20 protein-coding genes are annotated in these 22,735 nt (G+C 63.1%); 13 read left to right on the forward strand and 7 right to left on the reverse strand.

The window, feature by feature from the left end; all coding sequences use genetic code 11:
• Positions 1-74 precede the first annotated feature (74 nt).
• A complete protein-coding gene (locus ACJ8KE_RS18500; RefSeq protein WP_079450362.1) occupies positions 75-1,541 on the forward strand; it encodes an aminotransferase-like domain-containing protein in 1,467 nt (488 codons plus the stop codon).
• 73 nt (positions 1,542-1,614) lie between these two features.
• A complete protein-coding gene (locus ACJ8KE_RS18505; RefSeq protein ID WP_261420201.1) occupies positions 1,615-1,977 on the forward strand; it encodes a YibL family ribosome-associated protein in 363 nt (120 codons plus the stop codon).
• Positions 1,978-1,988: 11 nt separating this feature from the next.
• Here ACJ8KE_RS18505 and ACJ8KE_RS18510 read toward each other — a convergent pair whose 3' ends face one another.
• Positions 1,989-2,768 (reverse strand): class I SAM-dependent methyltransferase, encoded by a 780-nt coding sequence (locus ACJ8KE_RS18510; RefSeq protein ID WP_261420203.1) that lies wholly within the window; start codon positions 2,766-2,768, stop codon positions 1,989-1,991.
• A gap of 102 nt (positions 2,769-2,870) precedes the next feature.
• A complete protein-coding gene (yiiM, locus tag ACJ8KE_RS18515) occupies positions 2,871-3,542 on the reverse strand; it encodes a 6-hydroxyaminopurine reductase (RefSeq protein ID WP_261420204.1) in 672 nt (223 codons plus the stop codon).
• 131 nt (positions 3,543-3,673) lie between these two features.
• Here yiiM and ACJ8KE_RS18520 point away from each other — a divergent pair, with 131 nt between their 5' ends.
• Complete coding sequence (locus ACJ8KE_RS18520) at positions 3,674-4,288, forward strand: histidine phosphatase family protein (RefSeq protein WP_028128060.1); 615 nt, start codon at positions 3,674-3,676, stop codon at positions 4,286-4,288.
• A 32-nt stretch (positions 4,289-4,320) separates the two neighbouring features.
• On the opposite strand, the gene ACJ8KE_RS18525 is transcribed toward ACJ8KE_RS18520, so the two are convergent.
• Together ACJ8KE_RS18525 and sodA are read right to left on the reverse strand one after the other, a co-directional pair.
• On the reverse strand, positions 4,321-6,249 hold the full coding sequence (locus tag ACJ8KE_RS18525; protein ID WP_033639082.1) for a methyl-accepting chemotaxis protein: 1,929 nt from the start codon (positions 6,247-6,249) through the stop codon (positions 4,321-4,323).
• Between the two features lie 125 nt (positions 6,250-6,374).
• Positions 6,375-6,995 (reverse strand): superoxide dismutase [Mn], encoded by a 621-nt coding sequence (sodA, locus tag ACJ8KE_RS18530; protein WP_004934003.1) that lies wholly within the window; start codon positions 6,993-6,995, stop codon positions 6,375-6,377.
• A 416-nt stretch (positions 6,996-7,411) separates the two neighbouring features.
• Between sodA and fdnG the strand changes: the two genes are divergently transcribed.
• From fdnG to selB, 8 genes are all read left to right on the forward strand, one after another.
• Positions 7,412-10,459 carry a formate dehydrogenase-N subunit alpha gene (gene fdnG / locus ACJ8KE_RS18535; protein ID WP_086013585.1) on the forward strand — a complete coding sequence of 1,016 codons (3,048 nt, stop codon included), beginning with the start codon at positions 7,412-7,414 and terminating at the stop codon, positions 10,457-10,459.
• Between the two features lie 12 nt (positions 10,460-10,471).
• Positions 10,472-11,374 (forward strand): formate dehydrogenase subunit beta, encoded by a 903-nt coding sequence (gene fdxH, locus ACJ8KE_RS18540; protein ID WP_033649532.1) that lies wholly within the window; start codon positions 10,472-10,474, stop codon positions 11,372-11,374.
• Entirely contained in the window at positions 11,371-12,006 is a 636-nt protein-coding gene (fdoI, locus tag ACJ8KE_RS18545) for a formate dehydrogenase cytochrome b556 subunit (protein WP_004934017.1), read from the forward strand. The genes fdxH and fdoI overlap by 4 nt, the downstream gene beginning before the upstream one ends.
• A complete protein-coding gene (fdhE, locus tag ACJ8KE_RS18550) occupies positions 12,006-12,935 on the forward strand; it encodes a formate dehydrogenase accessory protein FdhE (RefSeq protein ID WP_033639080.1) in 930 nt (309 codons plus the stop codon). The genes fdoI and fdhE overlap by 1 nt, the downstream gene beginning before the upstream one ends.
• Before the next feature lie 114 nt (positions 12,936-13,049).
• Entirely contained in the window at positions 13,050-13,700 is a 651-nt protein-coding gene (locus ACJ8KE_RS18555; RefSeq protein ID WP_442517334.1) for a DcrB-related protein, read from the forward strand.
• A 35-nt stretch (positions 13,701-13,735) separates the two neighbouring features.
• The gene (locus ACJ8KE_RS18560) at positions 13,736-14,341 is read left to right on the forward strand and encodes a glutathione S-transferase (RefSeq protein ID WP_004934025.1); all 606 of its coding nucleotides are present in this window, start codon (positions 13,736-13,738) and stop codon (positions 14,339-14,341) included.
• A 67-nt stretch (positions 14,342-14,408) separates the two neighbouring features.
• Positions 14,409-15,803 carry an L-seryl-tRNA(Sec) selenium transferase gene (selA, locus tag ACJ8KE_RS18565; RefSeq protein WP_442517335.1) on the forward strand — a complete coding sequence of 465 codons (1,395 nt, stop codon included), beginning with the start codon at positions 14,409-14,411 and terminating at the stop codon, positions 15,801-15,803.
• Positions 15,800-17,656: a selenocysteine-specific translation elongation factor gene (gene selB, locus ACJ8KE_RS18570; protein WP_239442352.1), complete on the forward strand. Its 1,857-nt coding sequence runs from the start codon at positions 15,800-15,802 to the stop codon at positions 17,654-17,656. Before selA ends, selB begins: the two co-directional genes overlap by 4 nt.
• Here selB and ACJ8KE_RS18575 read toward each other — a convergent pair.
• The gene (locus tag ACJ8KE_RS18575) at positions 17,646-18,557 is read right to left on the reverse strand and encodes a LysR family transcriptional regulator (protein ID WP_089196388.1); all 912 of its coding nucleotides are present in this window, start codon (positions 18,555-18,557) and stop codon (positions 17,646-17,648) included. The two genes, selB and ACJ8KE_RS18575, sit on opposite strands and share 11 nt — an antisense overlap.
• Before the next feature lie 121 nt (positions 18,558-18,678).
• On the opposite strand from ACJ8KE_RS18575, the gene ACJ8KE_RS18580 reads away from it, so the two are divergent.
• Positions 18,679-19,305, forward strand: coding sequence for a LysE family translocator (locus ACJ8KE_RS18580; RefSeq protein WP_060448344.1), 627 nt, complete (start codon positions 18,679-18,681; stop codon positions 19,303-19,305).
• 54 nt (positions 19,306-19,359) lie between these two features.
• Here the strand turns inward: ACJ8KE_RS18580 and ACJ8KE_RS18585 are convergent, their stop codons facing one another.
• Positions 19,360-20,607 (reverse strand): MFS transporter, encoded by a 1,248-nt coding sequence (locus ACJ8KE_RS18585; RefSeq protein WP_097103152.1) that lies wholly within the window; start codon positions 20,605-20,607, stop codon positions 19,360-19,362.
• A 217-nt stretch (positions 20,608-20,824) separates the two neighbouring features.
• Here ACJ8KE_RS18585 and ACJ8KE_RS18590 point away from each other — a divergent pair, with 217 nt between their 5' ends.
• The gene (locus tag ACJ8KE_RS18590) at positions 20,825-21,817 is read left to right on the forward strand and encodes an acyltransferase (protein WP_049299610.1); all 993 of its coding nucleotides are present in this window, start codon (positions 20,825-20,827) and stop codon (positions 21,815-21,817) included.
• Here the strand turns inward: ACJ8KE_RS18590 and ACJ8KE_RS18595 are convergent.
• Positions 21,812-22,735 (reverse strand): GlxA family transcriptional regulator, encoded by a 924-nt coding sequence (locus ACJ8KE_RS18595; protein WP_442517336.1) that lies wholly within the window; start codon positions 22,733-22,735, stop codon positions 21,812-21,814. The genes ACJ8KE_RS18590 and ACJ8KE_RS18595 overlap by 6 nt on opposite strands.

Raw genomic sequence — 22,735 nt, forward strand, 5'->3', positions numbered from 1 at the left:
GAACCACAAATCGGATATTGTCATGGTTACAGTTGTACAGAATGTAAACTGTACCCATTGCCTGGAGAGAAACTGTGACCCTGCTCGATGAAACCCCGGATACCCGTTACCTGCAGCTGGCGGACACGTTGGCCGAAGCCATTCGCCGCGGCACGCTGCAGCCCGGCGACCGCTTGCCTTCGGTGCGGCGCTGTGCGCAAACCCATCGCGTCAGCATCAATACCGTGGTGTCGGCTTACCGCACGCTGGAGGATCGCGGGTTGATCGAGGCGCGACCGCAGTCGGGGTTTTATGTCCGCAGCACGCTGCCGGCGCTGAAGATGGCCTCGGCGCCCAGCGGGCGCATCGAACCGCCGGCGGACGACGTGCTGGCGCTGATCGACACCGTGTTTGCCGCCCAGCAAAACCCGGCCTTCACCAACATTGCGTTGGCTTGCCCGCAGACCAGCGACTTTTATCCCGGCGGCAAGTTGGGGCGCATGCTGTCCTCTCAGCTGCGCCGCCAGCCGGATCTGATCGGGCAGTATCCGTTGCCGCCCGGCAGCCTGCGGCTGCGTCAGCAGATCGCCCGCCGCTCGATGACGCTGGGCATGCTGCTGGAGCCGGGCGACGTGGTGCTGACCCACGGCTGCATGGAAGCGCTGCAGCTGGCGCTGCGCGTCACCACCAAACCGGGCGACTGCGTCGGGCTGGAGTCGCCGACCTATTTCTACCTGCTGCCGCTGCTGGCCAGCCTGGGGCTGAAAGCGCTGGAAATCCCTACCGATCCGCAGTTGGGACTGTCGTTGGACGCGCTGGAGCTGCTGTTGAACGAGAAGCGGCTGAATGCGGTGATCGCCATGCCGACGGTGCAAAACCCGCTGGGCTGCACCATGCCGCTGGCGGCGAAAAAGCGGCTGGCGCGGCTGATGAACGATCATCAGGTGCCGTTAATTGAAGATGGGCTGTATGCCGAGATCCAGTTCGGCGGCGCGCTGTCGCCGGCGGTGAAGGCGTTCGATCGCGACGGCTGGGTGCTGTTTTGCTCCAGCTTTACCAAAACGCTGGCGCCGGATTTTCGCGTCGGCTGGGTCTGCGGCGGCCGCTTCCACGAGGCGTTGCGCAAGCTGAAGGCGGTGTCGTCGATGTCAGAGTCGCAGCTGCTGTCGGAAACGCTGGCGACCTTCCTGGAGAGCGGCGGTTACGATCACCATTTGCGCAACCTGCGCAAGCGCTATGCGGCGCAGGTCGACGAGGCGCGGGCGCTGATCGCCCGGCATTTCCCGCGCGGCACGCTGGCCACGCAGCCGGCGGGCGGCTTCGTGTTCTGGGTCGAATTCCCCCCTGGCGTGGACAGTGTGGCGCTGTTCCATCAGCTGCTGGAGGAGCAGATCTGTTTAACGCCGGGCACCCTGTATTCGCCCAGCGGGCGTTACCGCAACGCGCTGCGGCTCTCCTGCTGCTACCCGTTCAACGCGCGCTACACCCAGGCGTTGGCCCGGCTCGGCGCCAGGGCCTGCGAGATGAGCGGCTTGCCGCCCGGCATTGCGCAGGACGGGTAACGGCGCGCGCCTTTTGCTACAATGCCGGTATCATTGATTAGCGTGCCATTTTGGGCACAACGGGCCAGAGACCATGAAAGAGAAAGAAAAGGCAGAGATCAAGCGCCTGAGCGACCTGCTGGACGCCTTGAACCACAAAGACGCCACCGTGATCCAACAGGGCAACCCTGAGTTGATCGCGCAACACACCAAAGAGAAAGAGAAACTGGCGACGGAGATCGAGCGCCTGAAAAACGTGCGCGGCGAGAAGCTGAGCGCCGAAGCGCAGAAGCTGAGCAAGCTGCCGTTCAGCCGCGAGATCACCAAGAAAGAGCAGGCCGATATGGGCGCGCTGAAGAAAAGCGCGCGCGGGTTGATCGTGGTGCACCCGATGACCGCGCTGGGCCGCGAGATGGGCCTGAAAGCGGTCACCGGCTACGCCAAGAAAGTGTTCTGAACCCCTGGGCGTCAGACCTTGGTGGTGTAATACGCCTTGGTCTGATAGGGCACGGTGACCGTGTCCTGGCCCCGTAGCTCCTCTTCTTCCGCCACCAGTTGGCGCAACCGATCGATAACCTGCTCCTGTTGCGGCTGCGGCAGCGCGGCGATAAAGCTGGTTGAACGCACGCGGTTGTAGATCACGTCCTCCACCGCACCCCGGTGGCCCAGCATAAACACCTGCTCCTGCAGCGGTTCAAAGCCTTTGAACGGGAAGAACTTGCGCCATTCGCCGGTATAGTAACGCGGCGCATCGCCTTCGTGGCTATCGACGATCTGATTCAGTTTGCGCACCCAGCCGACGCGCGCATCGCGCATGTTCCACACCAGACCGAGTTTGCCGCCGGGCTTGAGAATGCGCTGGATTTCCGCCAGCGCCTGCGGCGTGGCGAACCAATGGAAGGACTGGGCACAGACCACGGCATCGACCGACTCGTCCGGCAACGGGATCGCGTCGGCGGTGCCCGCCAGCGTTTTCACCTGCGGCAGCGCTGCCGACAGTTTTTCCAGCATTTGCGGCACCGGTTCGACGGCGATCACCTGCGCGCCGGTTTCCAGCAGGCGCGGGGTGAACTTGCCGGTGCCGGCGCCGAGATCGATGACCGTCATGCCGGCGTGCAGGCCGATGACGTCACGCAGCCAGACGGCGATTTCCGGCGGGTAATCCGGCCGGCCTTTCACATAGCGATCGGCATTGGCCTGATAGCCTTCGGCGGCGGCGTGATGAATCGAATGGGTCGGGGTGGTCATATACCTGGCTCCTGGCTGAAAAAACGTGCGGCTACAGTATAGGCGGAAGAAAAGGGTTAACGCGGCATTCGGCGCACGTTTTTCATTTTTCCGCCCGCGCTTTCAATGGCCGAGCAGGCGGCGGTTGAAATCCTCAAGGCGCCCTTCGGCGAGCCGCGTGAGCATGGTCTTGCTCCAGCTCGCGGAGAGGCCGGCCACCGCCAACAGGCGGCGATACTGTTCCGCGTCGAACGGCATGTGCCAGGCGATGGCGATGGCTTCGGCCACCGACACATCGCTGTTGCGCGCCGCCAGCGCCAGCGGACGATCGCCGCTGACCGCGCCCGGCGACACCACCCGATACAGCCAGCCGCAGCGGCCGCTTTGCTGCATCAGCAGCGAAATGTCCTCAATGGCGAAGTGATAGTTGAGCTTGAAGCACGGCGAGCGCGGCTGGGTGACCTGGATCAGCGCCTCGCCCCAGCGGAAGACGTCGCCCATAAACACATTGTGTTCGGTCAGCCCTTCGGTGGAGATATTCTCGCCGAAGGCCGGGGCGCAAAACTGCTCCGCCTGCGCCGGAAACTGCTCGCGCCAGTGGGCGTAATGCTCGCGCGGGTAGTGGCACAGCGCGCGATCCGGCCCGCCGTGATAGCTTTTCTCCGCCTGTTCGTCGCCTTCCAGCCCGAGCGGCGTGAGCCGGACAGCGCCATCCACCTGGCGTTTGGCGATGGCGCTGGGGCGCCCGCCCTCATAGGGTTGAATGCTGCCGATGTAAACGTCTGGGTGATGCATGTGCGCCTCCGTGTCTCGCGTCGAGGGCTCAGCATAGCCTGAGTTGTTCTCGTACACTACCCGGCGTTTACCTGTACGGAAGGATGTGTTTTTCCTGTCTATATTTAGGCTTTTATCGTCGAGAAAAAACCATGCGTTTCATTGTATTGAGGCATGCGGAGTCAGAATGGAACCGCTCGGGGATTATTCAGGGGCGAAGTGACAGTCCGCTGACAGAAGAGGGGCGACGTCAAATCGCTGGGCTTGGCGCTCGCTTGCAAATGTTATCGGTCACTTCGTTGATCAGTTCACCGACTGGTCGGGCTTTTACGACAGCGGAGACGTTGGCTGAGCGATGTGGCTGCACTGTGCAAATGGATGAGCGTTTGCAGGAGCAAGATTTTGGCCGACTGGAAGGATTATCTTATGCGCAGGCCATGCGCGATTATCCTGAAGCGACGCAGTGCCTCTTTGCCGGTAAGGCAGAGGCGTCGGCGCCGGGAGGGGAGAATGCTTATGAGGTTGCCTGGCGCCTGATGGCTTGTCTGTCCGATCTGGCTGTCGATGGACAAAATCAAACGCTTGGTGTTGTTACGCACGGCCATGCTCTGCAGGCACTGATTTGGTGGCTTAAAGGGGCCGACCCGCAGGAGGACCTTCGCAGATACGGTCATCGCAATTGCGGCTATGCAATGCTTGATGTGACCGCCTCTGGTTTTAATTTGTTGAATTGGGGAGTCGCGACCCACCTGTTGCCAAAAAGATAGGGCGAGGAACGGATATTCCTCGCCTGAGGGCGTCAGAAGGTGGTCCAGTTATCTTCCGCTGCGGCGTTGGCGGCCGCGGGTTTGACGGCTGGCGCTTTCGGCGCGGCGGCTTTGGCGGCGAGGGGCTCGGTCTGTTCCGCCAAGCGGAACACCGAAACGCTCTGCAGCAGCATATCGGCCTGCTCTTCCAGCGAATCGGCGGCGGCGGCGGACTCTTCCACCAGCGCGGCATTCTGCTGGGTGGTGTGGTCCATCTCGACGATCGCCTGGCCAATCTGGGCGATGCCGCGCGTCTGTTCATCGGAGGCGGCGGCGATCTCGGCCATGATGTCGCGCACGTGGGTGACCGAACGGACGATCTGTTCCATGGTATTGCCGGTGCTTTCCACCAACTCAGTGCCGGTTTTCACCCGGCTGACCGATTCGGCGATCAGCCCTTCTATTTCCTTGGCCGCCTGGGCGCTGCGGCTCGCCAGGCTGCGCACTTCACTGGCGACCACCGAGAAGCCGCGGCCCTGTTCGCCGGCGCGCGCCGCTTCCACCGCGGCGTTGAGCGCCAGGATGTTGGTCTGGAAGGCAATGCCGTTAATCAGGGTAGTAATTTCGGCGATACGCTGCGAACTGCTGGAGATATCGCGCATGGTGCTGACCACGTTTTCCACCAGCTTACCGCCCTGTTGTGCGGTCTGCGAGGCGTCGGTGGCCAGTTGGTTGGCGTGATGAGCATTGTCGGCGTTTTGTTTCACCGTGGCGGTCAGCTGTTCCATGCTGGCCGCGGTTTCCTCGACCGCCGCCGCCTGCTGTTCGGTGCGGGAGGAGAGATCGGTGTTGCCGGCGGCGATTTCCGCCGAGGCGGTGGAGACCTGGCTGACCCCCATCTGGATCTTCTCAATCATGGTGCGCAGGTTTTGGCTCATCGCCGCCACTGCGTTCAGCAGTTGCCCCAGCTCGTCGCGGCGGGTGCTGGTCTGCGCCTGGCGCAGGTCGCCGCCGGCGATGCGTTCCGCCATGGCCAGCGTGCTGTGCAGCGGACGGGTGATCTGCAGGGTGATGCGCCAGGCGATAAGCACCCCGGCGATGATGGCGATCAGGGTGGTGACGCCCATCTGCAGCTGTGCCAGATTGATGTTGTTGCGCGTCTGCACCAGTTCGTCCTGCATAAAGGCGTTCACCAGCGTGCCGATCGCTTGCGCGCGTTCGCCGAGCTGCCGGCTGATTTGCTGTTCGTGCTCATAGGCCGGCAGGTAGGCCGCGATGCGGTTTTTGTAATCGTCCAGCGCGGCCAGCAGCGGTTGCAGCTGCGGGCGCTGCGCGTCGCTGACCCGGCGGCTCAGGGCGTTGGCCGCGTCGCGCGCGTCGTCGATGGCCGCCATCAGCGGCGCTTCGGTTTCCTTGTTCAGGCTCAGCAGCAGACCGCGCGCACCGTAGCGCACCTGGGTCAGCTTCTGGTTAAGCTGGATGAAGGCCAGCTGCAGATCGCCGTTGGTGAGCTGACGCTCCACCTGGCTCAGGCTGGCCTGCACTTCCGACATGTTCCAGCTCTGGCGCACCGCGTCTTTTGCCGTGACCGCCTGCTCAAAGACTTTTTGCTGCTGTTGATATTCCCCGATCAGCGTCACCAGACGCTGCAGATCCTTGCGGCTTTGGGCGTCCCAGTCCAGCGCCTGCCCCTGATCTATCAGCTTGACGGCATTTTCAATATTGGCGCGGTTGTTCTGCAGATACTCCGGCTGGTAGGTCTGGCCGTACATGGCGCGGTTGTATTTGGCCTGGTTGATCTCCTCGTTCAGCCGGTTGCTGAAGTCGATGCGATCGGCGCGGGATTCGATGATATGCAGATATTGCGCCCCGGTGCCGGCGATGACGACCGCCAACAGCAACAACAGCGCGAAGCCGAGACCGAGCTTTTTACCTACGGTGAGATGAGTGAACTTTCCTGCCAATGCTTGCAATGCCGCCATAGCGTTTTTCCTTCTCCGGGCGAACGTCAATTGAACAAACCATCGGCAAGAAGTGGTCAAACTTTAGCGGATTTCAGGCAAAAAAATACCCGCCGGTGGCGGGCATCTTTATCAACGGGGGCGAGTTACTTCTTCGCGGCGAAGCGTGCGGCGGCTTCATCCCAGTTGACCACGTTCCAGAACGCCTTGATGTAGTCAGGGCGTTTGTTCTGATATTTCAGGTAGTAAGCGTGTTCCCACACGTCCAGGCCGATGATTGGGAAACCGGAAGCGCCGGCGACGGCTTCGCCCATCAGCGGGCTGTCCTGGTTGGCGGTAGACACTACGGCCAGCTTGCCGTCTTTCAGCACCAGCCAGGCCCAACCGGAACCGAAGCGGGTGGCTGCGGCTTTCTCGAACTCTTCCTGGAATTTCTCAACGCTGCCGAAATCGCGCTCGATGGCCGCTTTCAGATCGCCGCCCAGCGTGGTGCCGGTTTTCAGGTTTTTCCAGAAGAAGCTGTGGTTGGCGTGACCGCCGGCGTTGTTGCGCATGAAGGTGCGTTTGTCGGCAGGCACTTTGTCCAGATCCTGGATCAGTTCTTCAACGCTGTATTTGGCCAGCTCAGGGTAGGCTTCCAGCACGGTGTTGGCGTTGTTGACGTAGGTCTGGTGGTGTTTGGTGTGATGGATTTCCATCGTCTGCTTGTCAAAATGCGGTTCCAGTGCGTCGTAAGCGTACGGCAGGGATGGCAGTGAATAACTCATAATCATCATCTCCAGTGGTATATGGGCGGCGCAAAGGGCGAGCACCGCGTAAGCAGTCGGATCATTATAGTTAATTAAATGATATTGAAAATGATTATCAATGCCCTGTGAATTGTGTGGTTAATGAACAAATCGTTGCGTTAACATGTTGATAGAAGAGGGCGCTGGGTGGCCGGTTCAAACCGTCGCCCCGGCACGTTGGTTACTCTCTATACTGTAGGGAGCGCCAACGTCGAAATGTATCGAAATGTGCCAATGCGTTCACTGAATGAGCACGAGTGTGTAACAACCACAAGCACGCTGTGGTAATATGGCCGGCGTTCGTAGCAAGCATAACAACAGTGACATTCGCGTTTGCCGCGCTAGCGGGCAGGCGCATTTGAACAATGTGACAATCGAGAGTAAAGGAGACCCCCATGCAGGTCAGCAGAAGGCAGTTCTTTAAGATCTGCGCTGGCGGTATGGCAGGAACGACGGTGGCCGCGCTGGGCTTTGCCCCCGAAGTGGCGTTGGCGGAAACCCGGCAGTACAAACTGCTGCGCGCCCGCGAGACCCGTAATACCTGTACGTATTGTTCCGTCGGCTGTGGGCTGTTGATGTACAGCCTTGGTGATGGCGCCAAAAACGCCAAAGAAAGCATTTTCCATATCGAAGGGGATCCGGATCACCCGGTAAACCGCGGCGCGCTTTGCCCGAAAGGCGCCGGCCTGGTTGACTTCATCCACAGCGAGAGCCGCCTCAAGTACCCGGAATACCGGGCGCCGGGGTCGGACAAATGGCAGCGCATCAGCTGGGACGACGCCTTTACCCGCATCGCCAAGCTGGTGAAAGAAGACCGTGACGCCAACTTCATCAAAACCAACGATCAGGGCGTTACCGTCAACCGTTGGCTGACCACCGGCATGCTGTGCGCTTCGGCCGCCAGCAATGAAACCGGTTTTCTGTCGCAAAAATTTAGTCGCGCTCTCGGCATGCTTGCCGTAGACAACCAGGCGCGTGTCTGACACGGACCAACGGTAGCAAGTCTTGCTCCAACATTTGGTCGCGGTGCGATGACCAACCACTGGGTTGATATCAAGAACGCGAATTTGATTATCGTCATGGGCGGTAATGCGGCGGAAGCGCATCCGGTGGGGTTCCGCTGGGCGATGGAAGCCAAAATACACAACAATGCCAAGCTGATCGTGATCGATCCGCGCTTTACCCGAACCGCGTCGGTGGCGGACTTCTACACGCCGATCCGCTCCGGGACCGACATCGCTTTCCTGTCGGGCGTGTTGCTGTATCTGATGACCAACAACAAGTTCAACCGCGAATACGTCGAGGCCTACACCAACGCCAGCCTGCTGGTGCGGGAAGACTTTGCCTTCGAAGACGGGCTGTTCAGCGGCTACGACGCGGAAAACCGCAAGTACGACAAAACCACCTGGAACTACCAGTTCGACGAGAACGGCTTCGCCAAGCGCGACGTCACGCTGCAGGATCCGCGCTGCGTGTGGAACCTGCTGAAACAGCACGTGAGCCGCTACACGCCTGACGTGGTGACCAACATCTGCGGTACGCCGAAGGACGATTTCCTCAAGGTGTGCGAATACATCGCCGAAACCTGCGTCGCGGATAAAACCGCTTCGTTCCTGTACGCCCTGGGCTGGACTCAGCACTCGGTCGGCGCGCAGAACATCCGCACCATGGCGATGATCCAGCTGCTGCTCGGCAACATGGGCATGGCGGGCGGCGGCGTCAACGCGCTGCGCGGCCACTCCAACATCCAGGGGCTGACCGATCTCGGCCTGCTGTCGCAGAGCCTGCCGGGCTACTTGACGCTGCCGTCGGAGAAACAGACCGATCTCGACACCTACCTGAAGGCCAACACGCCGAAGGCGCTGCTGCCGGGCCAGGTGAACTACTGGGGCAACTACCCGAAATTCTTCGTCAGCATGATGAAGACCTTCTACGGCGACAAGGCGCAGAAGGACAACAGCTGGGGCTTTGACTGGTTGCCGAAGTGGGACAAAGGCTACGACGTGCTGCAGTACTTCGAGATGATGGCGCAGGGCAAGGTCAACGGCTACTTCTGCCAGGGCTTTAACCCGGTGGCGTCGTTCCCGAACAAAAACAAGGTGGTGGCTTCGCTGTCCAAGCTGAAGTTCCTGGTGACCATCGATCCGTTGAACACCGAGACTTCCAACTTCTGGCAGAACCACGGCGAGTTCAACGAGGTGGATCCTTCGCAGATCCAGACCGAAGTGTTCCGCCTGCCGTCCACCTGCTTCGCCGAAGAGAACGGCTCGATCGTCAACTCCGGCCGCTGGCTGCAGTGGCACTGGAAAGGCGCGGACGCCCCGGGCGAAGCGCTGAACGACGGCGAGATCCTGGCGGGCATCTTCAGCCGCCTGCGCGAGATGTATGCGCGCGACGGCGGCGCGGTGCCTGAGCAGGTGCTGAACATGACCTGGGACTACCTGACGCCGGACAACCCGGCGCCGGAAGAGGTGGCGCAGGAGAACAACGGCAAGGCGCTGGCGGATCTGCTGGATGCCGACGGCAAAGTGCTGGTGAAAAAAGGCGAGCTGCTCAGCTCGTTCGCGCAGTTGCGCGACGACGGCACCACCGCCAGCGGTTGCTGGATCTTCGCCGGCAGCTGGACGCCGGCCGGCAACCAGATGGCGCGGCGCGACAACGCCGATCCGTCCGGCCTCGGCAATACGCTGGGCTGGGCCTGGGCATGGCCGCTCAACCGCCGCATTCTGTACAACCGCGCCTCGGCGGATCCGCAGGGCAAACCGTGGGATCCGAAACGCCAACTGCTGGAGTGGGACGGCGCCAAGTGGGTCGGGGCCGATATCCCGGACTACAGCACCGCTGCGCCGGGCAGCGACGTCGGGCCGTTCATCATGCAGCCGGAGGGCATGGGCCGCCTGTTCGCCACCGACAAGATGGCGGAAGGGCCGTTCCCTGAACACTACGAGCCGTTCGAAACGCCGCTCGGCACCAACCCGCTGCACCCGAACGTGGTGTCCAACCCGGCGGCGCGCGTGTTCAAGGACGATCTGGCGGCGATGGGCAAATCCGACAAGTTCCCTTACGTCGGCACCACCTATCGTCTGACCGAGCACTTCCACTACTGGACCAAGCACGCGCGGCTGAACGCCATCGCCCAGCCGGAGCAGTTCGTGGAGATCGGCGAAAAGCTGGCGGAGAAGAAGGGCATCAAGCAGGGCGATACCGTGAAAGTCAGCTCCAACCGCGGCTACATCAAGGCCAAGGCGGTGGTGACCAAGCGTATTCGCACGCTGCAGGTGCACGGCCAGGAAGTCGACACCATCGGCATCCCGATCCACTGGGGTTACGAAGGGGTGGCGAAGAAAGGCTTTATCGCCAACACGCTGACGCCGTTCGTCGGCGACGCCAATACGCAAACGCCGGAGTTCAAGGCGTTCCTGGTCAACGTGGAAAAGGTGTAACGGAGACGAATTATGGCCATGCAATCTCAAGACATCATTCGTAAATCCGCCACCAATGGTTTCACGCCGGCGCCGCGCGCCCGTGACCACCAGGAAGAAGTGGCCAAACTGATCGATGTCACCACCTGTATCGGCTGCAAGGCCTGTCAGGTGGCCTGTTCCGAATGGAACGACATCCGCGACGAAGTGGGGCACAACGTCGGGGTGTACGATAACCCCGCCGATCTGACCGCCAAGTCGTGGACGGTGATGCGCTTCTCCGAGGTGGAGGAAAACGGCAAGCTGGAATGGCTGATCCGCAAGGACGGCTGCATGCACTGCGCCGATCCGGGCTGCCTGAAGGCCTGCCCGTCGGAAGGCGCGATCATTCAGTACGCCAACGGCATCGTCGACTTCCAGTCCGAGCACTGCATCGGCTGCGGCTACTGCATCGCCGGCTGCCCGTTCGACGTGCCGCGCATGAACAAGGACGACAACCGGGTGTACAAGTGCACCCTGTGCGTCGACCGCGTGGACGTCGGCCAGGAACCGGCCTGCGTGAAAACCTGCCCGACCGGCGCCATTCACTTCGGCACCAAGGAAGCGATGAAGCAGGTGGCGGCGGATCGCGTCAGCGAGCTGAACACCCGCGGCTACCAGAACGCCGGTCTGTACGATCCGGCGGGGGTGGGCGGCACGCACGTGATGTACGTGTTGCACCACGCCGACAAACCGCAGCTGTACCACGGTTTGCCGGACAACCCGAGCATCAGCCCGGCGGTGACCTTCTGGAAGGGCGTGTGGAAACCCCTGGCGGCCATCGGTTTTGCCGCCACCTTCGCGGCCAGCGTGTTCCACTATGTCGGCGTCGGGCCTAACCGCGTCGACGATGAGGACGAGCACGACGAGTCGCACGACGAGGAGACGCGCAAATGAGAAAGGAAAAGCCCATTCAGCGTTACAGCGCGCCGGAGCGCATCAACCACTGGATCGTGGCATTTTGCTTCGTGTTCGCCGCCATCAGCGGGCTGGGGTTCTTCTTCCCCTCCTTCAACTGGCTGATGAACATCTTCGGGACGCCGCAGCTGGCGCGCATTCTGCACCCGTTTGTCGGGGTGATCATGTTTGCCGCGTTCCTGCTGATGTTCCTGCGCTACTGGAAGCATAACCTGATCAACCGGGAAGATATCGTCTGGGCCAAGAACATCCACAAAATCGCCATGAACGAGGAAGTGGGTGATACCGGGCGCTATAATTTCGGCCAGAAGTGCGTGTTCTGGGCGGCGATTATCAGCCTGGTGCTGCTGCTGGCCAGCGGCGTGGTGATCTGGCGGCCGTATTTTGCGCCGTCGTTCTCCATCCCGCTGATCCGCATCGCGCTGCTGGTGCATTCGCTGGCCGCGGTCGGCCTTATCATCGTGATTATGGTGCACATTTACGCCGCATTGTGGGTAAAAGGCACCATTACCGCGATGGTGGAAGGCTGGGTGCCGGCGGCCTGGGCCAAGAAACATCATCCGCGCTGGTACCGTGAGGTCCGCGAGAAACGACAGGAAGATAAACCCTGATGAGTATCCGCATCGTTCCTAAAGAGCAGTTAGGGGCACAGCGTGAGAAGTCCACAACGGCGGAGAACATCCCGCCGTTACTTTTCGCCAACCTGAAAAGCCTGTACAGCCGCCGCGCCGATCGTCTGCGTCAGCTTGCGGTCGACAATCCGCTGGGCGACTACCTGAACTTCGCCGCCGAGCTGGCGCAGGCGCAGCAGCATGCGCTGCACGATAACCCGCTGCAGCTCGATCTGAGCGAAGCGCTGGCGCAGGGCGCCGCCAGCGGCAAACCGCCGCTCGATCTGAGCGTGTTCCCGCGCAGCGAGCACTGGCGCAAGCTGCTGACGTCGCTGATCGCCGAGCTGCGCCCGCAGGCGCCGGAGCATATCCTGGCGGTGCTGGACAACCTGGAGAAGGCCTCGGCGCACGAGCTGGAGCTGATGGCCGACGCCTTGCTCAACCGCGAGTTTGGCAAGGTGGGCAGCGAAAAGGCGCCGTTCCTCTGGGCCGCGCTGTCGCTCTATTGGGCGCAGATGGCCAGCCTGATCCCTGGCAAGGCGCGCGCCGAATACGGCGAGCAGCGTCAGTTCTGCCCGGTGTGCGGCAGCATCCCGGTCTCCAGCATGGTGCACATCGGCACCGTCAACGGCCTGCGCTATCTGCACTGCAACCTGTGCGAAAGCGAATGGCACGTGGTGCGGGTGAAGTGCAGCAACTGCGAGCAGACCCGCGATCTCAACTACTGGTCGCTGGACAGCGAACAGGCGGCGGTGAAGGCGGAAAGCTGCGGCGACTGCGGCACTTACCTGAAAATCCTCTATCAGGAAAAAGACCCGCAGGTCGAAGCGGTGGCCGACGATCTGGCTTCGTTGGTGCTGGACGCTCGTATGGAAGAAGAAGGCTTCGGCCGCAGCAGTATCAATCCGTTCCTGTTCCCGGCGGAGTAACCGCCCGGCCCCGTTCGCGCGGGGCCGGACCAGCAATTTCAGCACGGGCTTCTGGCAATCGCCCGGGCGAGTTGCTACGTTTAGGCCATAACGCGCCAAGCGAAAGGAACCACGATGTTAAACACCCTGGCAAAACTGACCGCGGTCGCCGTGTTGGCGATCGGACTGGCGGCCTGCGACAACAAGGACGACACCAAACCGGCGGTGCCGCCACCCGACACCAAACCGACCGTGACGCAGCCCGCGCCACCGCCGCCGCCTGCGCCGGTAGAAACCCCGCCCGCGCCGCCGGGGCTGAACGTGTCGCTGCAGAAGGGCAAGATCACCTTCGAGCTGCCGCCGGGCTTTAGCGATCAAACGCTGAACAGCGGCATCATCAACGACAGCACCTCCACCATCCAGCGCTTTCTTGACGGCAAGTCGCGCCAGAGCGCAGTTTCGTCCGAAGTGATCCCGCCGGACGGCATGAAGCTCAATACCAGCGACAAAATGCTGAAAGAGCTGACGCAGAGCGCCATCACGGTGCTGGCCGAACGCTATCAGAATATCCAGACCACCAAAGAAGAGAACTTCAGCGTCGGCAAACAGAAGTTTCGCCGGGTGGATACCGAACAGACCGTCAACGGGCAAAAGGTGGTCTCCACCCTGGTGTTGACGGTGTTCAACAAGCGGGTGGTAACGTTGCAAATACTGTCGCCGGCCAAAACGCCGGAAGTGCATCAGGCGCTGGTGCAGCGGATTATCGATACCCTGGCGGTGAAGTAAGGACGCCGCGGCCAGGACGAAGCGGAGGAGACCGGATGAAGCTTATCGGCAGTTACACCAGCCCCTTTGTGCGCAAGATTTCCGTGATGCTGCTGGAGAAGGGGATTGCGTTCGAATTCGTCAACGATCCGCCGTATGAGCCCGGCAGCCGGGTGAAGGAGCTGAACCCGCTCGCCAAGGTGCCGGTGCTGATCGCCGATGACGGCGAGGTGTTTTACGACTCGCCGGTGGTGGCCGAATACCTCGAGCTGCTGGCGGTGGAGCCGGCGTTTTTGCCGGCCGAACGCGCCGCCGCGTTGCGCGTTCGGCAGGTGGCGGCGTTGGCGGACGGCGTGACCGAAGCGGCGGCGACCCTGTTTCGCGAAAGCCGGCGCGCGCCGGAAAAACAGGACGAAAACTGGATGCTGCGCCAGCGTGACAAGCTGACGCAGGGCCTGGACGCACTGGAGGCGCTGGCGCGGGAAAAAACGTGGCTCAATGCCGAGCGGCTGACGCTGGCGGATATCGCCACCGGCTGCGCGCTGGGCTACCTCAATTTCCGCCGCATCCTGCCCAACTGGTGCGTCGAGCGCCCGACGCTGGTCAAGCTGGCCGAACGCCTGTTCGCCCGCGAAAGTTTCGCCCGCACTGCGCCACCTTGAGTTTTTTTCTCCCCGCCGCGGCGGGGTTTTGCTATGCCGATACGTCTAAATTGAAAACCGAGCGACCATGAGCACTGAATCCCACCTTCTTTACAGTCAACTGCCCGCCATCGACCGTCTGCTGCGTGAACCCGCGATTGAACCGCTGGTGGCGCAGCATGGCCAGACGCTGATCGGTGAACTGTTGCGCCGGCTGCAGGCCCAGGCGCGCGACGCGATCAAGCAACAGCAACGCTTGCCGGCCTGGTGCGGCGACTGGCCGCAGGCGCTGCGGGCCGAGCTGGCCCGGCAGCAACGCCCGGCGTTATTGCCGGTGTTCAACCTCAGCGGCACCGTGCTGCACACCAACCTCGGGCGCGCCCTGCTGGCGCAGCCGGTGAAGGATGCGGTGAGCGCGGTGATGGGGGAGGCGGTGACGCTGGAGTACGATCTGGACGGTGCCGGGCGCGGCCATCGCGATCGGGCGGTGGCGGATCTGCTGTGCCGGCTGACCGGCGCGGAGGACGCCTGCATCGTCAATAACAACGCGGCGGCGGTGCTGCTGATGCTGGCGGCGATCGCCCCCGGCAAAGAGGTGGTGGTGTCGCGCGGCGAGCTGGTGGAAATCGGCGGCGCGTTCCGCATTCCCGACGTGATGCGCCAGGCCGGCTGTCAATTGGTGGAGGTCGGCACCACCAACCGCACCCATCTGAAGGATTACCGCCAGGCCATCAATGAGCAGACTGGCCTGTTAATGAAAGTGCACACCAGCAACTACAGCATTCAGGGCTTCACCGCGGCGGTCGACGAGGCCGAACTGGCGCAGCTCGGGGCCGAACAGGGCGTGCCGACCGCCACCGATCTGGGCAGCGGCTCGCTCATCGATATGGCGCAGTACGGACTGCCCGCCGAACCGATGCCGCAGCGGTTGCTGGCTGCCGGCGTCGATCTGGTGACGTTCTCCGGCGATAAGCTGCTGGGCGGCCCGCAAGCCGGCATCATCGTCGGCAAAAAGGCGCTGATCGCGCGCCTGCAGCAGCACCCGCTCAAGCGCGCGCTGCGCGTCGGCAAGCTGACGCTGGCGGCCCTGGAGGCCACGCTGCGGCTTTATTTGCAGCCGGAAAAACTGGCTGAGCAACTGCCGACGCTGCGGCTGCTGACCCGCCCGCAGCAGGAGATGCAACAGGCGGCCGAGCGGCTGCTGGCGGCGCTGGCGCCGCGGTTCACCGCCGATTTCGCGCTGCGCGCCGAACCGTGCTGGTCGCAGATTGGCAGCGGTTCGCTGCCGGTGGATCGCCTGCCCAGCTATGCGCTGACCTTCACGCCGCGCGACGGCCGCGGCGCCACGCTGGAAGCGCTGGCTGAACGCTGGCGCCGCCTGCCGCAGCCGGTGATCGGCCGCCTCGGCGACGGCCGGCTGTGGCTGGATCTGCGCTGTCTGGAACAGGAAGGGGCGCTGATCGACGCGCTGAGCGCATCATGATCATCGCCACCGCCGGCCATGTCGATCATGGCAAAACCACCCTGCTGCAGGCGATCTCCGGGATCAACGCGGATCGCCTGCCGGAAGAAAAGCGCCGCGGCATGACTATCGATCTGGGCTACGCCTACTGGCCGCAGCCGGACGGCCGGGTGCTGGGCTTTATCGACGTGCCCGGCCACGAGAAATTCCTCGCCAATATGCTGGCGGGCGTCGGCGGTATCGACCATGCGCTGCTGGTGGTGGCCTGCGACGACGGCGTGATGGCGCAGACCCGCGAGCATCTGGCGATCCTGCGCCTGAGCGGGCGCCCGGCGCTGACGGTGGCGCTGACCAAGGCCGACCGGGTGGAGGCGGCGCGGGTCGATGAGGTATGCCGCCAGGTGCGCGACGAGCTGGCGCGTCAGGGCTGGCCCGATGCGCCGCTGTTCGTGACCGCAGCGGCGGCGGGAGTGGGCATCGAGGCGCTGCGCGCGCATTTGCTGGCGTTGTCGCCCGGCGAGCATGCGCTGACGCGCCGTTTTCGTCTGGCGGTAGACCGCGCGTTCAGCGTCAAAGGGGCGGGGCTGGTGGTGACCGGCACCGCGCTCGGCGGCCGGGTGAAGGTGGGGGATACGCTGTGGCTGACCGGCGCCGATGCACCGGTGCGGGTGCGCGGCCTGCATGCCCAGAATCAGACCGTGGAACACGCGCAGGCCGGGCAGCGCATCGCGCTTAACATCAGCGGCGATGTCGATAAAGAGCGGATCGCGCGCGGCGATTGGCTGCTGGCGCAGCGTCCGCCCGAAGCGGCGGAACGCATTCTGGTGGCGCTGGAGACGGATCGGCCGATCCGCCATTGGCAGCCGCTGCATCTGCACCATGCCGCCAGCCACATCACCGGGCGCATTTCGTTGCTGAACGACGGGCTGGCGGAACTGATCCTCGATCGCCCGCTGTGGTTGGCACAGAACGATCGGCTGGTGCTGCGCGATATCGGCGCGCGGCAAACGCTGGGCGCGGCCCGGGTGCTCAGGCTGAATGCGCCCAAGCGCGGCAAGCGCCAGCCGGACTATCTGGCATGGCTGCAGGCTTTGGCGCAGGCGCAAGACGATGCGCAGGCGCTGGCGCTTGAGTTGCCGCATGGCGCGCTGTCGCTGGCGGCGTTCGCCTGGGCGCGACAATTGACGGACGATGGCCTGAACGAGCTGTTGGCGAACGGCGATCTGCTGATCGTCGGTGACCGGGCGCTGGCGCAGGATCAGGTGCAACAGGCGGAAAGCCGCCTGCTGCAGGTGCTGACGGACTATCACCAACAGCACGCCGATCAGCTGGGCTTAGGGCGCGCCCGCCTGCGGCGTATGGCTCTGCCTCAGCAGCCGGAGGCGTTGGTGTTTATGATGATCGATCGGTTGCTGAAGGCCGGCGCGCTGCGCAATACGCGCGGCTGGCTGCACCTGCCGGAACACGGCCTGGCGTTCAGCGCCGAAGAGGCGCCGCTGTGGGCGCGCATCGAACCGCTGTTCGGCGACGAGCCGTGGTGGGTGCGCGATTTGGCAAGCGAACTGGGCGAGGAAGAGAGCCGGGTGCGCGCGCTGCTGCGCAAGGCGGCCCAGTTGGGCCATGTGACGGCGGTGGTGGTGGATCGCTACTACCTCAGCCGACGCATCGATCAGTTCGCGGCGCTGATCCGCGAGCTGGATGCGGAGCGCGGTGGCGCCAACGCCGCCGATTTCCGCGATCGGCTCGGCGTCGGGCGCAAGCTGGCGATCCAGGTGCTGGAGTTCTTCGATCGCAGCGGCTTTACCCGCCGCAAGGGCAACGAGCATCTGCTGCGCGACGGCGGGCTGTTCGGTAGCGAGTCCCCTACCCGATAAACCTGACGGCGGCCCGGCTGACGTCGGGCGTCTGGGCGGTGAGAAACGCCTGTAAACGTTCGATCAGCGGCCGTTTTGCCGATTCTTCCGGCCAAACCAGATAGTAACCGTCGCCGGTGCGCACGGCGACGTCACAAGGCAGCGCCAATAATCCCTCCTCAATCGTTCGCAGGCTCAGCGCCAGATCGCCGATCGAGACGCCGTGCCCGGCGATGGCCGCCGCGTTGCCCTGTTCCAGCGAATCAAATACCTGGCCGCGCGTGAGATCGATCGGGGCCGCGATGCCGCTTTTTTGCAGCCAGCGTCGCCAGTCGCGCCGATCGGGCGAAGGATGGATCAGCGGGCAGGTGGCGAGATCGCGCTGCGCGTCGGCGAGCAGCGCGGGGGCGCAAATTGGGATCAGCCATTCGTCGAACAGCTTGGCGGCGGCGGTATTGGCGCCGAAATGGCCGTTGCCGAGCAGGATGGCGCAGTCGTAGGGTTCGCTGAAAAAATCCACGCTGTCGATGTCCATCCACACGCTGGCTGCCTGCACCTCGAACGCCTGCGCCGTTTGCCGGAATCGGCTCAGGCAGTCCAGCAGCCAGCGTAGGGTCAGGGTGGAGGGCGCCTTCATCCGCAGCAGATCGCGGTGGCTTCTGAACAGCTCGCAGGCTTGTTCGATGCGGCCAAACCCTTGCTGCAGCTCGGCGGCGAAGATTTTCCCCTGCGGCGTGACCTCGATACGCGGGCCGTTGCGCTGGAACAGCCGACAGCCGAAGTGCTGCTCCAGCGTTTTGATGTGCTTGCTGACGGCGCTGGGGGTGAGATGCAGCTCGTCGGCGGCCAGCGTGAACGAGCCGGTGCGGGCGGCGCTCTCGAAGGCGCGCAGAGCGTAAAGCGGCGGAAGGGAACTGGCCATCGCGGCGTCTCTAAGAATGAGTCTGGCTCACAGTAAACGACAGGATTACTCCTTTTTCAAGGCGGGGGCTACGGCATCATAATGATCCGACGCCAACCGCCTGAATGTGAGTGAAATAAAGATGAACCTGTCGTTGCTGGCGGCGTATTTCGCCGCCATTTTCTTGCTGATCGCCACGCCAGGGCCGGTGGTGATGATGGTCGCCAACACCGCGGCGCGCTTTGGCGCCCGGCGCGCGCTGTTGACCGCGCTGGGAAGCAATGGGGCCTCTTTGTTGCTGATCGGTATTGCCGCGCTGGTTGTCACCGGGCTGTTCGCGGTGGATATGCGCTTGCTGCAGTGGATAGGCCTGCTGGGCTGCCTGTTTATCGGCCGCATGGCGATCGCCTCGCTGTATGAGGATTTATCCGCACGAACCCCCGATGCGCAGCCCGTTGCACCGTCGCAAAAACGCTCGGCGATCGCGTACGGTTTTCTGGTAGGCATCGCCAATCCCAAGGACATCATCTTTTTCGTCGCCTTTTTTCCGCAGTTTATCGCCGTCACCCCTTCGGTCGGCGCCAGCCTGACGCTGCTGACCGCGCTGTGGGTGCTGGCGGATTTCGCCATCTTGCTGGCCTATATCACCCTGCTGTCGGGAACGGCGCTACAGCGCGCGCGGCGGGCGATCTCTGTCCTGTCGGCGTTGCTGCTGTTGGGGGTGGCGGTAGTGGGAGCGGGGTATGCGCTGTGGGAGCTGCTCGGCTGAGGCCGCATAAAAAAACGCCGGTCGGGAAACCGGACCGGCGTTTTATCGTCGCGTTTACACCGCGCCGGTCGGCTGCGGTGTGGGGTCGCCGTTGCGGCGTTTGCCGAGGAACAGCGCCACCAGCGTCAGCCAGCACAGGCCGCTGATGAGGTTGAACAGGTTGAACAGCCCGCTGCCGCCCCAGACGTAGGCGACCTTGGCTAGCTCGATGCCGACGGTGAACACCATCATGCTCAGCATGCCCATAGTGGCCGACACCGTGCCTTTGCTGACATTGCTGGAGAACAGCGTCAGGCGGTACAGCCCGGCGTTGGCGAGGCCGATGCCGAAAGCGTACAGGCTCAGGCCGGCGGTCATCCACAGGTAGGCGTGGCTGGAGAACTGGGTCGCCAGCGCGGCGATCAGCAGCCCCAGCAGCATCGGGCCCGCGCCCAGCTTGATCAGGCGCTCCACGCTGTTTTTGCCGGTCAGGCGCGCCAGCGTCAGGTTGCCGAGGATCAGCGCGCCGAACACCGGGATTTGCAGCAGGCCGTAATCCAGCGCCGACAGCGACTCACCGCTGATCAGGATCACCGGCGACTGGGCGATCCAGGCCAGCAGCGGCAGGCTGGCGAAACCGATCGCCAGGGCGCCGCACAGGAAGCGGCGGTTGCCCAACACCTGGCGGTAGTCGCGCCATAGGTTGGCGGCGGAAAACGCCTCGCCCTGCAGCGTGGCGGTTTCCGGCATGGCTTTCCACAGGCCGTAGAAGGCGATGGCCGCCAGCGCCGCAAACAGCACGAACATGCTTTGCCACGGCGCGACGTGGATCAGCGCCGCGCCGGCCAGTGGCCCCAGCAGCGGGGCGATCAGCGCCACGTTGGCCATCAGGGCGGTGATCTTGATGCACACCGCCTCCTCGAACGACTCCTGGATCGTGGCGTAGCCGACCGCGCCGATAAAGCACAGGCCGATGCCCTGCAGGAAACGCATGGCGATAAACTGCTCGATGGTGGTGACCAGCAGGATAGCCAGGCAGGAGACGATAAAGAACGCCACCCCGGCCAGCATCACCGGACGACGGCCGCGGCGATCCGACAGCGGCCCGAGCAGCCACTGCAGGAAGATGCCGCCGGCCAGGTAGGCGGTCATCGAGGTAGGCACCCACTCTTCGCCGGCGTTGAAATCCGCCACGACGGCCAGCATGCCCGGCTGAATCATATCGTTGCCGATATAGGTGGCGAACTCGAACAGCACCAGACAAAGAGGGAATAAAAGCGCCTGTCGGCCCAAACGTGCCGCAGGTGGTAATGTCGTTTTCATATTATTGTACTGATAGTAAAAGAGAAAAAGGAACTGCCAGGGCGGGAAGCGCAAACTGAGCGAGTTGTGGCGGCTATTTTGCCGCCAATTGTTCACCTTCGCAATCATAAGGTGTTGTTTAAGTGCATTCTGATATTTCGCTTTTGGGTTGTCGCCGAACGCCGTGCCCGATAACCTCTTCTTAACATATCAATATGACACAAGATCGGGCGAGCGTTTGAGCGAGAAAATCGGCTGGATAGACAACCTGCGGGCGATGGCGTGCATGATGGTGGTGATGATCCACGCCACCACCTATTACGTCACCAACGGCGCGGCGATAGGGCTGCACAACTGGGATATCGCCAACGTGCTGAACTCGCTGTCGCGCGTGTCGGTGCCGCTGTTCTTTATGATTTCCGGCTACCTGTTCTTCGGCGAAAAGAGCGCCGGCCGGCGGCATTTCACCCGCATCGCCTGCTGCATTCTGTTCTACAGCGCCATCGCGCTGATCTACATCGCGGCCTTCACCAAGATCGGTTTCTGGCCGTCGCTGCGCGGCATTTTGCAAAAGCCGGTGTTCTATCATCTGTGGTTTTTCTACGCCATTGCAGTGATTTACCTGCTGTCGCCGCTGATCAGCGTCAAACCGGTGTCGCGCCGCTACCTGGCCGCCGCGCTGGTGGTGTTGGCGGCGATCGCCAACCCGAATACCGACAAGCTGACTTTCGGCAACGCGCATCTGCTGCCGGTTAACCTGTATATCTACGGCGATACCTTCTACTACCTGCTGTATGCGTTGGCCGGGCGGGCGATTGGCATGATGGAGACGCGCGGGCGCGCCGTGGGCTGGCTGGCGGCGTTGGGATTTGCGCTGTGCGTGGCGCTGATCGCGCGCGGCACCAAACATCAGCTGTTCATCAACGGCAACTTCGCCGATACCTACTACATCTACAGCGGCCCGCTGGTGTTTATGGCGGCAGTGGCGCTGCTGGTGTGGGTGAAACACTGTCTGCCGCAGCCGATCGGCTGGCTGAGCGCGTTTTCCCGCCATTCGCTGGCGATTTACGGTTTTCACGCCCTGATCGTCAACGTGATGCGCAATCGGCACCTGGATTTCACCGGCCACCCGCTGCTGGATATCTTCTGGGTGTTCGGCGTGGCGCTGGGGCTCAGCCTGCTGCTGTCTGTCGGCCTGCAGCGGCTGGATACCCGCCGGCTGGTGTCATAGCGGCGAGCGCTGGCGCTGCTGGGCGCGGCGCAGCTGCCGCCCGGAGGAAAAACCGGCCGCCAGCGCGGCCTTCTCCAAGCCATATCCTTGCTGCAGGCGCTGTTGCGCCACCGCCAACCGCAGCTGTTCATGATATTCCCGTACGCTGATGCCGACGTGGCTGCGAAACAGCCGCGCCAGATGGCGGCTGCTGACGTGCGCCTTCTCCGCTATCTGCGGCACCGACCAGTCGGCCTCCGGCTCGGCGGCCATCACGTCCTGCGCGCGGTGCACCGCCGGGTGCAGGTGGTTGCGGTAACGCAGCCAGGGCGACAGCTGCGGATCGTCGCCGGCGCGGCGGAAATAGACCACCATGTCGCGGGCGACGTCGCGCGCCCGGCCGGAGCCGCAGTGGCGGTGGACCAGGTGCAGCGCCAAATCGATGCCGGTGGTGATGCCCGCGCTGGTGTAGACGCCGCGGTCTTCAACGAAGATGCGGTTCTCTTTCACCTGCGCCGCCGGCGCCTGCCGGCGGATACGCTCGATAACGTCGTGGTGGGTGGTGCACTGATAGCCGTCGAGCAACCCGGCCTGCGCCGCCAGCAGCGCGCCGGAACAGATGCACACCAGGGTGATGCGCTGCCGCTGCAGATCGGACCGCAGCGTCGCCAGCCAGCGACGCGCCTGCTCGGCCTCTTCCCCGGCGAAATAGCGCTGCGAATCGCCGACCCCCGGCAGCACCAGGATAGCGCCGTCGTCCAGGCGTTCGGGCAACGGCTGCAGGCCGCTCAGCGTCATGCCGATGGAACAGACGATCTGCGGCGCCGGGCTGAGATAACGCAGGCTGAACTGCCCGGCGAGGCGCAGGGTTTCCGCCGGGCCGCTGACGTCCAGCGACAGCACGTTGGGCAACAGCAGAAAATAGACGGCCTGCGACAT

The sequence above is a fragment of the Serratia sp. CY56464 genome (assembly GCF_052168435.1).
Taxonomy (GTDB): Bacteria; Pseudomonadota; Gammaproteobacteria; order Enterobacterales; family Enterobacteriaceae; genus Serratia; species Serratia marcescens.

Bases quoted from the DNA above. Each gene is read 5' to 3' on its own strand.
- ACJ8KE_RS18505 (WP_261420201.1), top strand. From the start codon at position 1,615: ATGAAAGAGAAAGAAAAGGCAGAGATCAAGCGCCTGAGCGACCTGCTG.
- ACJ8KE_RS18510 (WP_261420203.1), bottom strand. From the start codon at position 2,768: ATGACCACCCCGACCCATTCGATTCATCACGCCGCCGCCGAAGGCTAT.
- yiiM (WP_261420204.1), bottom strand. From the start codon at position 3,542: ATGCATCACCCAGACGTTTACATCGGCAGCATTCAACCCTATGAGGGC.
- ACJ8KE_RS18520 (WP_028128060.1), top strand. From the start codon at position 3,674: ATGCGTTTCATTGTATTGAGGCATGCGGAGTCAGAATGGAACCGCTCG.
- ACJ8KE_RS18525 (WP_033639082.1), bottom strand. From the start codon at position 6,249: ATGGCGGCATTGCAAGCATTGGCAGGAAAGTTCACTCATCTCACCGTA.
- sodA (WP_004934003.1), bottom strand. From the start codon at position 6,995: ATGAGTTATTCACTGCCATCCCTGCCGTACGCTTACGACGCACTGGAA.
- fdxH (WP_033649532.1), top strand. From the start codon at position 10,472: ATGGCCATGCAATCTCAAGACATCATTCGTAAATCCGCCACCAATGGT.
- fdoI (WP_004934017.1), top strand. From the start codon at position 11,371: ATGAGAAAGGAAAAGCCCATTCAGCGTTACAGCGCGCCGGAGCGCATC.
- fdhE (WP_033639080.1), top strand. From the start codon at position 12,006: ATGAGTATCCGCATCGTTCCTAAAGAGCAGTTAGGGGCACAGCGTGAG.
- ACJ8KE_RS18555 (WP_442517334.1), top strand. From the start codon at position 13,050: ATGTTAAACACCCTGGCAAAACTGACCGCGGTCGCCGTGTTGGCGATC.
- ACJ8KE_RS18560 (WP_004934025.1), top strand. From the start codon at position 13,736: ATGAAGCTTATCGGCAGTTACACCAGCCCCTTTGTGCGCAAGATTTCC.
- selA (WP_442517335.1), top strand. From the start codon at position 14,409: ATGAGCACTGAATCCCACCTTCTTTACAGTCAACTGCCCGCCATCGAC.
- selB (WP_239442352.1), top strand. From the start codon at position 15,800: ATGATCATCGCCACCGCCGGCCATGTCGATCATGGCAAAACCACCCTG.
- ACJ8KE_RS18575 (WP_089196388.1), bottom strand. From the start codon at position 18,557: ATGGCCAGTTCCCTTCCGCCGCTTTACGCTCTGCGCGCCTTCGAGAGC.
- ACJ8KE_RS18580 (WP_060448344.1), top strand. From the start codon at position 18,679: ATGAACCTGTCGTTGCTGGCGGCGTATTTCGCCGCCATTTTCTTGCTG.
- ACJ8KE_RS18585 (WP_097103152.1), bottom strand. From the start codon at position 20,607: ATGAAAACGACATTACCACCTGCGGCACGTTTGGGCCGACAGGCGCTT.
- ACJ8KE_RS18595 (WP_442517336.1), bottom strand. From the start codon at position 22,735: ATGTCGCAGGCCGTCTATTTTCTGCTGTTGCCCAACGTGCTGTCGCTG.